We start from the raw sequence: 11,624 nt of genomic DNA on the forward strand, positions 1-11,624 counted from the left end.
GCAAGCCTTGATCGACGGGTTCGCCGCGCGACCCCATCAAATCAAAGCATAGCAACGGCCTCAGGGTTTGCCGGGTTGTGAGCCTTGCGTTCGTCCGCTTTCCCAGCCGCCGCCCAAGGCGAGGAACAAATCGATTTGGCTCATGGCGACCTGGGTGTTGGCCGAGGCCAGTTGCGCCCGTGCATCGGTGTAGGTGCGGGTGGCTTGCAAGTCCGCCAGGAACGACGCGCGACCGGCCTGGAAGAAGCGGTGGGTCTGCTCTGCCGCCAATTGCGCCGACTGTTCGGCGTCCGCCAACGCATCGCGACGCTGAAGTTGCGCGGAATATTGCGCCAGGCCGGTCTGAGTCTCGCGAATGGCGTTGAGCACCACGCCATCGAAATGCGCCAACGCGCCTTGGGTTGCGAACTCGGCCTCATGGATTCGCGCGCGGGAGCCGTTGGAGGGTACGGTCCAGATCAGCAACGGCCCGAAGCCCCAGCGATTGGTCGACGGCTTGCCGAGGTTTTCCAGAATCCCGACCGTGCCCACGGTAGCGCCGATGCTGATGTCCGGGTACAACTCGCCGGTGGCAATCCCGATGCCAGCGGTTGCAGCCGCCAATTTGCGCTCAGCCTGGCGTACATCGGGGCGACGCTTGAGCAGCGCAGCGCCGTCACCCACCGGCAACAATTGGGTAACTTTCGGCAGCTCGGCACAGTCGCTGGTGCCCGCTGGCAGTTGCTCGACCGGTTTGGCCAGCAGCATCGACAAGCGGAACAACCCGGCCTGACGTGCGGCTTCATAACGCGGCAATTCGGCGCGCAAGGATTTGAATTGGGTTTGCGAACGGGTGACCTGGGTTTCATCGCCGCGTCCGGCATCGCGCAAGCGCTGGGTCAGGGAGGTGCTCTGGGCTTGCAGGTCGAGGGAATGCTGCGCGATCTCCCGCTCTTCGTTGGCCGCACAAACCTGGGTGTAAGCCCGCACCACATCGGCCACCAGAGTGATGCGCGCGGTATCCGCTGCCGCCTGAGTCGCATCGGCATTGGCTTTAGCCGCTTCGATGCCGCGCTGCAAGGTGCCGAACAAGTCGAACTGATACGAGGTCGTGATGCCGATATCGCCGACGTTGGCCACGGGCACTTTTTCCGGTATCAAGAACGCTTCGCCGGACTCCTGCAAACGCTGGGCGCCGACCTTCACGCCGCCGCTCCAACCGCCCGCCGCCTGCGCTTCGTCGACCTGAGCGCGAGCCCGCGAAAGATTCGCCGCCACCACCCGCAAATCCGTGTTGGAGGCCATGGCCTGCTGCACCAATTGGTCCAGACGCGGATCCTGATACAACCGCCACCAATCGGCGGGCACCGGTGCCGAGACGACATGTTTGCCGTTCACCGCCAGATCGCCCTGAAAGTCTTCACGGTGCACGGCGGCCTCGTCCGGCAAGTGATAATCCGGCCCCACTACCTGACAGGCCGACAGCAACAAGCCCAATCCGGCAACCGCCAAACCCGAGGCCCTGCTCATTTCGCCGGCCCCCCGGTTTGATCGTCGATGATCGACACGGTGGCCGTACGCCCGGCAATCATGCGGAAATCTTCCGGCACCTCATCGAAAGCGATTCGCACCGGAATCCGCTGGGCCAACCGCACCCAACTGAACGCCGGGTTGACGTTGGGCAACAGGTTGCTGCCGCTGCTGCGGTCACGGTCTTCGATGCCGGCGACGATGCTTTCGACATGCCCGCGCAGGCGCGCACGGTCGCCGATCACCCGAATGTCGACGCTCTGGCCGACATGAATGCCGTCCAGTTTGGTTTCTTCGAAATAGCCGTCGATGTGGAAGGAATTACTGTCGACCACCGACAACACCGGGCGCCCGGCGCTGACGAACTCCTGAGAGCGCGGCGCCCGGTCGTTGACGTAGCCATCCACCGGGCTGCGGATCACCGAGCGGTCGAGGTTGAGCTGGGCGCTGTCCACCGTCACTTGCGCTTCCATCAACGCCACTTCGGCGCGCGCCACCCGGGACTGGCTTTCTTCCAGTTGCTCGGCCGGGACCAGATTGCCCAAGCCACGGTTACGCTTGGCCTCGCGCTGGGCCTGGGCCAAGGTTTCCTGACGGTCGGCGACCGCCGCTTTGGCTTGGCGCAGGGCCAGCTTGAAGCGGTCCTGATCGATGCTGAACAGCACCTGGCCACGTTTCACCCACTGGTTGTCGCGCACCTCCACTTGCTGGATCAGCCCCGATACATCCGGGGCGATCTGCACGATGTCGGCACGGATGTGCCCGTCCCGGGTCCAGGGCGCGAACATGTAATACATGACCATGCGCCAGACCACGACAATCGCGAAGCTCACGATCAACAATGTCAGGACCACACGGCCGAGGGTCAAAAAAGGTTTTTTCATGTCATCAGGTATCGACTGAGTGAGTCCACGGCGCCGAGCAGCACAGCGTAGAGAGCCACGTTGAACAATGCCCGGTGCCAGACCAGACGGTAAAAGTGCAGGCGCGTCAGCACCCCGTGCACCAACAGGAACAACACATAGGTAATGCCCATCAGCACCAGCAGCGTGGGCAGGAACACCCCGCTGATATCCAGATCACCGATCATAAAGGCGCTCCATCGATGCCATGGGGAAGCGGTTCTTCGAGTTCGCCCGTGCCGACAAACTCGACGCCCGGCAACAGCGCCAGACGCAGGCCGCTCAAGGCGTGCAGCAAATGCAGACGGGTTTCGTCATCACCTTGGCCGCCGAGGGCGCGGCGGGTGCGATCGAGGGTCATCAGCAACGGGCCAGGCGCGGGCAGACGCTCACCGGCCTTGAGGCAGGCCTTGAAGTACTCGCCGACTTCAGCCACCACCTGGCGCAGCAGCGCTTGCGGCGCACCGGGCACTCGCGGCGAATAGGCGAGCAGGTCCAGCAGATTCAGGGCCACGCGCACTTCGCGCAGGGCGATGCCAGTGTCCTGGCCGGTCATGGCCAGTCGCGGCAAATGCTGCATCAGGCGATCGAGCATCTGCACGCCCATGTGCCGGTGTTCGGCCAGCGTGGCCGGCTCGGTCAGGCCGACGATATCGCGCCAGCTGAAACGGGTCAGGCGCTTGGCCGCCAGTTCCGCCCCGAATGGCCGGGCGATCAGGGTCCAGATGAACGCGAACAGTAACCCCACGGGCCCGGCCAGGTTGGAGTTGGTGAAACTGAGAAAATCCGCGTCGTAGGCGCCCTGAATGCTGATGAACGACGAGGTGTTGACGATGGTCAGCAACATCCCCAGATAAAAACGCGGCTGCACTGTCAGGGTGCCGACGCAAATGAACGGGATGGCGAACGCCAGCACCAGCATCGGGAAGTCATGCAGGTTCGGCAGGATCAGAAACAGATAAAGGCCGGCGAACAGCACCGACATCGCGGTCCAGAAAAAGAACCGGTAGATCTGCGGCGCCGGGTCGTCCATCGACGCAAAGAAACTGCACGCCACCGCCGCCAGAATCACCGCGCTGCCGCCGTCGGTCCAGCCGAGCAGAATCCACAACACCGAGGCGACGATGATCGCGGTGACCGTAGAAGCCGCCGAATAGAGCATCAAGCCACGGTCGAGAAACGGTGACAGTCGCCCCAGGCGCCAGTGCCGATACACCGCGCGCCAGTTGTCCTGACTCTCGCACTGAATGGCGTACTGCAGGCTGCGACAGTCTTGCCACAGGTCGATCCACTCGCCGAGGCGATACAGCGCGTTGGAAAACAGCAACTGCTTGCGATCGTCCAGCGCCTCGGCACTGGGTTGCAGCGCTTCGAGCCGGTTTTTCAGGGTCTGCCAACGGTCAAGATCAGCGCCTTTGTGGTCAAGCCATTCGCTGGTCGCGGTCAGCAGTGGCGCGAACTTATCCACAAGCTCCGGCGTGCGCCGCTCGAGGGCATAAAGCGCATCGTCGAGGGCGTCGATCACCGGCAACAGATGAATCATCCGACCGCGCAGCTCCTTGGTGTTGCGCACCGTTTGCGCTCGCGCGCCCTCGTGCGGCAGCTGACCGATCATCAATTCCAGGCTGTTGAAGTTCGCCACCATCGATGAACGCAAGGCGCTGACTTCCTCCGGCTGCACATTGCGGCGAAGGAAACGCAGGCTGTAGGTCGAGGCATCGGCAAACCATTTGTTCACCGAGTCGTTGAACACCGGCGCCAGCCGCCGTGGCCAGAACATGGCGCCGACGACCGCTGCGCAGGCGATGCCGAGAAAGATCTCTTCGGTCCGCGCCTCGGCCACGTCCCACACCGCCAAAGGGTTAGCCACCACCGGCAAGGCGATCAGCGGCAAGGTGTAACCGGCGAGCATCAAGGCGTAGTTGTTGGCGGTGCGCAGGTGCAAGGACAGGAACAGCAAAATCCCGGTCCACAGCGCGATGACCACCACCAGCACATAAGGGCTCTGAACGAACATCGGCACAAAAAACACCGCCGCCGCCGCACCGAGCAAGGTACCCGCCGCGCGATACAACGCCTTGGAGCTGGTAGGGCCGAGGAACGGGCTGGAAACGATGTACACCGTGGCCATCGCCCAATACGGACGAGGCATTTGCATGAGCATGGCGATGTACAGCGCAATCATCGAGGCCGCGAACGTGCGCACACCGTAGAACCAGTCCCGCGCCGGGGGCACGCCGGTGAAAAAACCGCTCAAGGCTGAACCACCGGCAGATGATTGGCCGCTTCGAAGGCTTTGAGTACCCGTAGCGCCGCTTCCAGATCACTCTGGTCAATGCCTTCGAGCACCTCCTGGCGCAAACGCACCAACTCGGCTTCGACCGCCTGCACCAACTCGCGACCGGTCGCGGTCAGGCTCAGGCATTTGGCGCGTCGGTCATGAATGTCTTCGGTACGGCAGACGTAACCTGCATGACACAGCTGATCCAGCAGCCGCACCAGCGACGGACTCTCCATCCCCGCCGCCTGCGCAACCGTCACCTGCCGCACACCCTCGCCCAAACGCCCGATCATCAATAGCGGGGCGGCGCAGGCTTCGGAGATCCCATAGTTGACCAGCGTGGTCTGGCAGATCTTGCGCCAATGCCTGGCGGCCACCACCATGGAGCTGCTGATGTTCATCTGGAGAGCGGCGAGGTTCTTTGGCACGAGGGAATGCACACACTGTTAGTTTGCTAACTATCAATATGGCATTCGAGGGGAAAGTTGGTCAAGTTTTGAAACAAATTGGCGAGCAACGGCCAGACGCGGAAAAAGCTAACAAACTCAGTTTCTGCCCAGTTTTTTTTACCACTCACCAGTTTTTTTACATTTCACCATTTCTCTCCAGATTTTTTTACACCCCCCGCCCCTTCCTCAGCATTACATCCAACTGATCCACCACCTCCGCCCAATCCGCGTCATCCAGAATTTCCTCACGCAGTAACTCTGCCTGGCTCTCGCTCCAGAAGAACGCGTCCGCGAGGTGCAGTTCGGGTTTTAGCGGTGAATGGGTGGCGATGAATTTATCGATGCTTTCGGCGTCGTCAGGCAGGCCGAGTTGTTTGAACAGGGCCGGGAGGCTGTGGGTGGGGGATTCCATGTCGGGCTCCTTTGTGATCGCGTATTGGATGGGTGACTGTGGCGCGGCCATTCGCGGGCAAGCCCGCTTCCACAGGTTTTTCGCAATTCCTGCGGAGGTGGGCTTGCCCGCGATGACGGCGGTTACGCTGACTGACTCAACTCGCAAACCTCGGCATGCGGCACCATTTTCAGATATTCAGGCACGCTCATGTGTACCAGGTTGTTGTGGTTGCCGGCTTCGAGGTAGATGTCTTGCTGCCGGGTCAGCAATGGGTCGATGACCATGTCCAGGCCATAGGATTCGCCCAATGCAGGCACGGCGCCGCGTTCGCAATCGTCGAACAGGTGCGGCAGGTTGCTTTCCCGGGTGACTTGCCATTCGCTGCTGCCACGGACTTTGCTCAGGTCCAGGTGACGGCTGGCGGGCAGCACGGCCATCAAGTAATGCCCGTGGCGATCGTCGAGGATCACCGATTTGGCCACCCGTTCAGCAGGAATGCCTGCGAGCCGCGCCGTTTCAAGGCTGCTGGCCGAGTGCGGATGGGAAACGATGTCATATTCGCAGTGCGCCTTGTCCAGGCTGGTCTGCACGGTTTTTGCCATACGCATGATGCACCTCGGTGTCCGCAACAACGAATGGCGGACGATGGTTAGAATTTTTTCTCTCCATTAAAAGTCTAGGCCCGCGGGTGGAATTCGGCGGGAAATCCGCCCGTCGGATGCGGTCAACAACTGGTCAAAATTCATACAATCACAGGCTCAACTAGACTTGTACACAGAGCCACGAACGGCTCGCGGACGGATGACTCTCCCGGAGGGTCAAGTGAACATTCGTTGCTGTGTAATTGCGCTGCTGCTGGCCCTGAGCGGACCGGTTTTCGCAGCGGATACCGTTGTAGTGCTGGTTCCCGACCCCATCGGGATCTGGCTGATCACCTTCGGCATTGTGTTTATGATCGCCGAGGCGGCCTTGCCCAATTTCGGCGTGGTCGGATTGGGCGGCATTGTGATGTTTGTGATCGGCGCGGTGATTCTGACCAATGCCGAAGTGCCTGTTCCCTTGATCATCGGCCTGGGGCTGATCAGTGGGCTTCTGTTGATTTTCCTGCTGATCCGCGCCTTGAAAACCCGACCGCGCCGCAACTTCAGCGGCGACGCCGAATTACTGGGCAGCGTGACGCCGATAACGTCGTTGCAGGCTGGCAATGCTTATGTCGGCTGGGTGCACCTGCAAGGCGAACAATGGCAAGTCATGAGTGCCACACCGCTGAAACCGGGACAACAGGTCCGGGTGGTGGCACGCAAGGGTCTACTGCTGCAAGTGGCCGCGACTGACGCGGCACCGGGTGGAGAATAGTCATGGGTCTGCAATTGGGTTTTGCCGCGCTGCTGTTATTGCTGATTGCACTGGCGGGGTCGACTTTCCGCATTCTGCGCGAATACGAACGCGGCGTGGTGTTCCAGCTCGGACGCTTCTGGCAGGTCAAGGGCCCGGGTCTGATCCTGCTGATTCCGGCGGTTCAACAAATGGTTCGTGTCGACCTGCGGACCGTGGTGCTCGACATACCGCCACAAGACGTGATCACCCGCGACAACGTCTCGGTCAAGGTTAATGCAGTGCTGTATTTCCGCGTGCTCGACCCGCAACGGGCGATCATTCAGGTCGAGGACTTTCTCATGGCCACCAGCCAACTGGCCCAGACCACGTTGCGGGCGGTGCTCGGCAAACATGAACTCGATGAGTTGCTGGCCGAACGGGAACGGCTGAACGTCGACGTCCAGCAAGTGCTCGATGCCCAGACCGATGCCTGGGGCATCAAGGTGGCCACCGTCGAGATCAAGCACGTGGACCTCAACGAATCGATGATTCGCGCCATCGCCAAACAGGCCGAAGCCGAACGGGAACGCCGGGCCAAGGTGATCCACGCCGAAGGCGAATTGCAGGCCTCGGAAAAACTCATGCAGGCTGCCGAAATGCTCGGGCGTCAGCCGGGGGCCATGCAGTTGCGCTACATGCAGACGCTGAGTTCGATTGCCGGTGACAAGAGTTCGACCATCGTCTTCCCGCTGCCGATCGAATTGCTCAAGGGGATGGCGGATTTGTCGTCAAAATCCTGATCCACCGATAACCTGTGGCGAGGGAGCTTGCTCCCGCTGGGTCGCGAAGCGGCCCCAACATCTGCGACTTCTACGCAGCCGAGCGGGAGCAAGCTCTCTCGCCACAAAAAGATTATATTTTGCGCAATTGTTCCAACGCCTCATACGGTTCCCGCACCCAACGTTCCACATGCTCACGAAGCAACGCCGAGGCTTCGCGATGCTTGTCATCGCTGTCGCCGACAAACACCTGCGACGGCTGCTTGGCATGTTGCCCCACCGCTGCAAACACTTGCCGGCGCTGCTCGATGTCCAACGCAAAGAACGCTGCCAACCGCCCCGCCATCGCCTGCGGCAGTTCGCTGTAATTCACCGCCCAGCCGCCAAATGCCTGGCATTGCGCCAACCCCGTTGCCAGCAACCGCCCCAACCGCCGAGCGATGTAATCCTCACGGCCGCTGAACGGGAATTCGTCATCCAGCACACTGGCGCCAATCATCCCCGGCACCATGTGCACGCCCGGGCGACGCAGATGCGAGACAGCAATCTCCAGCGGATCGCGATAAAGAAACAGCCACGGTGTTTCAGGGAAGCACTCGCGCAGCAACGGCAGCTCACCGATGTTCCAGGCGTCGAGTTTGATAACCAGCCGTTGCTCCACGCCGCGCCGACATTGTCCGTAGGCCGACAGCAATCCTTCGATCGCGGCACGGCGTTCGACAGCAGGCAAATCGCTGCGTAGCAACGCGTCCAGTGGCGGGGGTTCGCTGATGACAATGTGGTTGTCGAGTTGCGCCAGCATCTGGCTGACCAGGGTTGAGCCACAGCGGGAGGCGTGAAAAATAAAGGCGCTCGGCGTCAGACCGGGACTGCAAACCTGCCAGTGCGAGAGGGTCGACAATGCCGTTTTTCGGCGAAATGCCTGATTGAACGGCAGTCGCAGCGCATCCTCCACGGCGTCACGAAAAAACGGCTGATGCAGCCGCGTGTCACCGAACCAGCACCAGTCGACTTGCCATTGCCCGGCCTCTTGCCACACGCGAATCGGCAACCAGCCATCGAGGTTCAGGCGCTCCATTGTTCAGTCCACTGGCGGCGACCATCGCGCATCGCCGCACGCAGTTCTTCGCGGGTGAACACAAGGCCATGCTCGGTAGCCAGCTCCAGAGTGCGGGCGACAAAGGCTTCACTGTCCCGCAATCCCTGCAAGGTCTTGCACAGCTGCGGATCGCTGGCCAGCAGTGCCTTGAATTGCTCTAGAGCTTGATCACCGATTAGCGGCGACGGCGTGGTTGCCACCCCATCGATAATCGCCTGCTCCAGCCAGGCACCGGGCCGGCAATCGAGCACCAGGTGAATCCGTGCCTGGGTGTCGTGGTTGTCCACGCGATGAGGTCGCGCCAGGTCGAGGTACCAGCATTCGCCAGCGGCCATCGGCATGCGCTGGCCGTCCAGCATGAAGTCCACTTGAGGGGGGCTGAGCAGCGGGATGTGCAGACGCAAGTCCGCATCCGGTTCGCCCAGGTCATAGTCACGATGCTCGTGGATACGCCCGCCCGGGCCGAGCCGCAACAGGCGCGCGCAGACAATCTCCAGCGGCAGATCCCGCAGCCCTTGCTGCCATCGACCATCCCGTCGCCAGGGTTCGCGCAATCGAGGCTCACCGATTCCGGGTGCCAGCTCGGTCAAGGCATCGGCCGCGGAAATCAGCGCCACGCCGCTCCAGTCGCCGGTGTAGTAAGCGCTGTTGAAGTGACCGTGCCAGTCGTCCTCACCGATCGCCCCCAGCGCCTGCAACAGCAACGGCAAATCCACCGTCACCGGCAATCGGGAGAATGCCGGTCGGCTCATCGTTTTGGCAGCACCGCACATTCGCCGAGCCAGGTCAGCAAACGGTCAAGACAGGCCTCGACCGATTGCGCGCCCGTATCGAGCACCAGCGACGCACACGGCGGTGGTTCGTAAGGCGCGGAGACACCAGTGAACCCAGCCAACTCCCCCCGTCGAGCCCTGGCGTAATGACCTTTGGGATCACGCTGTTCACACACCGTCAAAGAGGCGCTGCACCAGACTTCGCGGTAATCCTCACCCAGCCGTCGGGCAAACAGTTCGCGCAACTCCACCAAGGGCGCGATCATCGCGAGGATGACAATCTGCCCATTCTCGACCAACAGCGCCGCCAGTTCGCTGGCGCGGCGGATGTTTTCCAGGCGATCACTGTCGGTGAACCCCAGATCGCGATTGAGCCCGACCCGCAGTCCATCGCCATCGAGCACCACACTCTGCACGCCATGTTCGAACAGCTCGGCATGCAGTGCCTGGGCCAATGTCGACTTGCCCGCCGCCGGTAAACCGGTCAGCAGAATCGCCGTGCCGCGATGGCCGTTGCGGGCCTCCCGTTGGGCACGGCTGATGCTCGCCGTCGGCGCCAGCAGGTTAGTGGACCGGGGCATGGGCCACCGGCGGTACTGAGATGTTGCCCGCCGCCCACGCCGCTTCGCGATTGGCCAGTGCGGTGGCGATGGACTGGACTTCGGTAGATTGCACTTCGTCCGGCAGCGGATCGAGACCGGCGCTGGCGAAGATTTGCCCGTAAGCGTTGCGCAGGTCAGCGTAGGACAGGTCGCGACGCAGATCGGCCTGCAACGTGTTCAGCTCGCCCTGGATCAGATCCAGTTCGCCCAGCCCGGCCGCCTGATAGCGGTTGCGCAGCTGGCCGATGATTTGCCCGTCGATGTTCGACAACTGCTGATTGGTCTGGAACTGCCGCAGTGCTTCGCGGTAGTTGGCGTTGGCCACGTAGAGCTGGGCCAACACTGCGATGGACATCGCCTGACGACGTGCCGTGGCGACTTCTTCGCCGGCCTTGGCGACGTCGATCGCGGCGGGTGCGGAAATCACATTGAACAGGTTCCAGGTGACTTTCACCCCGTAATCCGCCCAGCTCTGTTCCACCAAAAACGAGTTGCTGTCGTAATGCCCGCCAGCGGAGAACTCCAGCCCTGGTAACAAGCGCAGCATGGCTTTGCGGGTTTCGGCGGCGCTGATGCGGGTCTGGTAATCCTGCTCGCGCAACTCTGGCCGACTGGTCAGGGCTTCCTGCTCCAGGCTGGCGAGGTCGACCTTGAGTTCCGGAATGACGTAATCGTCCTGGGTCGCCAGCGTCAGCTCGGTATTCAGTGGCAGGTTGATCAGGGTCGCCAACTCGGTTTTTGCCAGCGACAGCGCGCGGCGTTGCTCTTCCAGTTGCCGGGTGGCTTCGATCAGCGAGCGCTGATAAGCCAACGACTGGATCGGATCGCCGATACGCTGTTGGCTCATGCTCTGGCTATTCTCACGGGCGGTATCGACCCGGGCCATGAGGCTGTCGATTTGCTTGAGCAAACGTTCGGCGGCCACGGCTCGCCAATAGGCCGAGCGCACGTCCTGGACGATGGTGTTGATCACCTTGCGCCGACGTTCCTGCACGATCAGCCGCTGATCGCCCTGCTGCTTGGCGCTGATGTAGCTGACACCGAAGTCGAGCACGTTCCAGACCATGGTCAGGTCTGCCACGTCACGGTCGCGGTCCTGGGAGGTCGACGGTTCCAGAGACTGGGTGCCGGTGCGCACGCTCTGGCTGCTGGAGGCGTTGACGTTGTTGCGCCCCACGTAACCGGCATCCAGCGCCATGCGCGGCAGCATGTCGAAACTGGCGAGGTCGAGTTGGCGCTTGGCCAGGGCCTCTTCCATGATCTTGAGCCGGCCTTCGAGGTTGTATTTCACCGCGCGGGCCATGGCCTGGTGCAGAGTCAGCGGGCCACTGAGGGGCTCCTGACCCTTGTACATGTTTTGCAGATCGCTTTTGGCGCGCTGTTGGCTAACGCTGCGTTCGATCGGTTGACTGGTGACTGCACATCCGCTGATCGCCAGCGCCAGCAGGCTGGCGCCGAACAACTTCTGACTTTTTTTCATCCCTGTATTGCCCCCGGTGCCGCACTGCCTTAATGGTTT

The 11,624-nt window shown here is 61.7% G+C and carries 13 protein-coding genes; 2 read left to right on the plus strand and 11 right to left on the minus strand.

From position 1 onward, the window contains the following. Positions 1-60: 60 nt before the first annotated feature. The 7 genes from AC30D7_RS17180 to AC30D7_RS17210 all read right to left on the minus strand — a co-directional run bounded on the left by AC30D7_RS17180 (position 61) and on the right by AC30D7_RS17210 (position 6,143). The gene (locus AC30D7_RS17180; protein WP_490134858.1) at positions 61-1,509 is read right to left on the minus strand and encodes an efflux transporter outer membrane subunit; all 1,449 of its coding nucleotides are present in this window, start codon (positions 1,507-1,509) and stop codon (positions 61-63) included. Beyond that, positions 1,506-2,393: an efflux RND transporter periplasmic adaptor subunit gene (locus AC30D7_RS17185; RefSeq protein ID WP_019581679.1), complete on the minus strand. Its 888-nt coding sequence runs from the start codon at positions 2,391-2,393 to the stop codon at positions 1,506-1,508. The genes AC30D7_RS17180 and AC30D7_RS17185 overlap by 4 nt, the downstream gene beginning before the upstream one ends. Further along, positions 2,390-2,599 (minus strand): DUF1656 domain-containing protein, encoded by a 210-nt coding sequence (locus AC30D7_RS17190; RefSeq protein WP_018929385.1) that lies wholly within the window; start codon positions 2,597-2,599, stop codon positions 2,390-2,392. The genes AC30D7_RS17185 and AC30D7_RS17190 overlap by 4 nt, the downstream gene beginning before the upstream one ends. Then, positions 2,596-4,668, minus strand: a complete 2,073-nt coding sequence (locus tag AC30D7_RS17195) for an FUSC family protein (RefSeq protein ID WP_490134859.1) — start codon at positions 4,666-4,668, stop codon at positions 2,596-2,598. Before AC30D7_RS17195 ends, AC30D7_RS17190 begins: the two co-directional genes overlap by 4 nt. Then, positions 4,665-5,093 carry a MarR family winged helix-turn-helix transcriptional regulator gene (locus AC30D7_RS17200; RefSeq protein ID WP_305479619.1) on the minus strand — a complete coding sequence of 143 codons (429 nt, stop codon included), beginning with the start codon at positions 5,091-5,093 and terminating at the stop codon, positions 4,665-4,667. The genes AC30D7_RS17195 and AC30D7_RS17200 overlap by 4 nt, the downstream gene beginning before the upstream one ends. Before the next feature lie 214 nt (positions 5,094-5,307). Beyond that, on the minus strand, positions 5,308-5,553 hold the full coding sequence (locus AC30D7_RS17205) for a DUF2789 domain-containing protein (protein WP_007940999.1): 246 nt from the start codon (positions 5,551-5,553) through the stop codon (positions 5,308-5,310). Between the two features lie 122 nt (positions 5,554-5,675). Next, a complete protein-coding gene (locus AC30D7_RS17210) occupies positions 5,676-6,143 on the minus strand; it encodes an aminoacyl-tRNA deacylase (protein ID WP_111454003.1) in 468 nt (155 codons plus the stop codon). Positions 6,144-6,357: 214 nt separating this feature from the next. Here AC30D7_RS17210 and AC30D7_RS17215 point away from each other — a divergent pair, with 214 nt between their 5' ends. Beyond that, entirely contained in the window at positions 6,358-6,891 is a 534-nt protein-coding gene (locus AC30D7_RS17215; RefSeq protein WP_019581675.1) for an NfeD family protein, read from the plus strand. 2 nt (positions 6,892-6,893) lie between these two features. Further along, positions 6,894-7,652, plus strand: coding sequence for a slipin family protein (locus tag AC30D7_RS17220; protein ID WP_018929390.1), 759 nt, complete (start codon positions 6,894-6,896; stop codon positions 7,650-7,652). A gap of 112 nt (positions 7,653-7,764) precedes the next feature. Here AC30D7_RS17220 and AC30D7_RS17225 read toward each other — a convergent pair whose 3' ends face one another. Genes AC30D7_RS17225 through AC30D7_RS17240 form a run of 4 tightly spaced genes read right to left on the minus strand, consistent with a single transcriptional unit; the run spans position 7,765 to position 11,585 of the window. Further along, positions 7,765-8,709, minus strand: a complete 945-nt coding sequence (locus AC30D7_RS17225; protein WP_490134860.1) for a sulfotransferase family protein — start codon at positions 8,707-8,709, stop codon at positions 7,765-7,767. Then, positions 8,697-9,482: an aspartyl/asparaginyl beta-hydroxylase domain-containing protein gene (locus AC30D7_RS17230; RefSeq protein WP_490134861.1), complete on the minus strand. Its 786-nt coding sequence runs from the start codon at positions 9,480-9,482 to the stop codon at positions 8,697-8,699. Before AC30D7_RS17230 ends, AC30D7_RS17225 begins: the two co-directional genes overlap by 13 nt. Further along, on the minus strand, positions 9,479-10,084 hold the full coding sequence (gene cysC / locus AC30D7_RS17235) for an adenylyl-sulfate kinase (RefSeq protein ID WP_490134862.1): 606 nt from the start codon (positions 10,082-10,084) through the stop codon (positions 9,479-9,481). The genes AC30D7_RS17230 and cysC overlap by 4 nt, the downstream gene beginning before the upstream one ends. After that, positions 10,068-11,585 (minus strand): TolC family protein, encoded by a 1,518-nt coding sequence (locus tag AC30D7_RS17240; protein ID WP_490134863.1) that lies wholly within the window; start codon positions 11,583-11,585, stop codon positions 10,068-10,070. Before AC30D7_RS17240 ends, cysC begins: the two co-directional genes overlap by 17 nt. Positions 11,586-11,624: the final 39 nt, after the last annotated feature.

It is taken from the genome of Pseudomonas sp. DF5 (assembly GCF_058148225.1).

What these genes read in the sequence shown, in the direction of transcription:
- AC30D7_RS17200 (WP_305479619.1), bottom strand. Translation starts at nt 5,093, where the DNA reads ATGAACATCAGCAGCTCCATGGTGGTGGCCGCCAGGCATTGGCGCAAG.
- AC30D7_RS17225 (WP_490134860.1), bottom strand. Translation starts at nt 8,709, where the DNA reads ATGGAGCGCCTGAACCTCGATGGCTGGTTGCCGATTCGCGTGTGGCAA.
- AC30D7_RS17240 (WP_490134863.1), bottom strand. Translation starts at nt 11,585, where the DNA reads ATGAAAAAAAGTCAGAAGTTGTTCGGCGCCAGCCTGCTGGCGCTGGCG.
- AC30D7_RS17180 (WP_490134858.1), bottom strand. Translation starts at nt 1,509, where the DNA reads ATGAGCAGGGCCTCGGGTTTGGCGGTTGCCGGATTGGGCTTGTTGCTG.
- AC30D7_RS17210 (WP_111454003.1), bottom strand. Translation starts at nt 6,143, where the DNA reads ATGCGTATGGCAAAAACCGTGCAGACCAGCCTGGACAAGGCGCACTGC.
- cysC (WP_490134862.1), bottom strand. Translation starts at nt 10,084, where the DNA reads ATGCCCCGGTCCACTAACCTGCTGGCGCCGACGGCGAGCATCAGCCGT.
- AC30D7_RS17190 (WP_018929385.1), bottom strand. Translation starts at nt 2,599, where the DNA reads ATGATCGGTGATCTGGATATCAGCGGGGTGTTCCTGCCCACGCTGCTG.
- AC30D7_RS17205 (WP_007940999.1), bottom strand. Translation starts at nt 5,553, where the DNA reads ATGGAATCCCCCACCCACAGCCTCCCGGCCCTGTTCAAACAACTCGGC.
- AC30D7_RS17230 (WP_490134861.1), bottom strand. Translation starts at nt 9,482, where the DNA reads ATGAGCCGACCGGCATTCTCCCGATTGCCGGTGACGGTGGATTTGCCG.
- AC30D7_RS17185 (WP_019581679.1), bottom strand. Translation starts at nt 2,393, where the DNA reads ATGAAAAAACCTTTTTTGACCCTCGGCCGTGTGGTCCTGACATTGTTG.
- AC30D7_RS17220 (WP_018929390.1), top strand. Translation starts at nt 6,894, where the DNA reads ATGGGTCTGCAATTGGGTTTTGCCGCGCTGCTGTTATTGCTGATTGCA.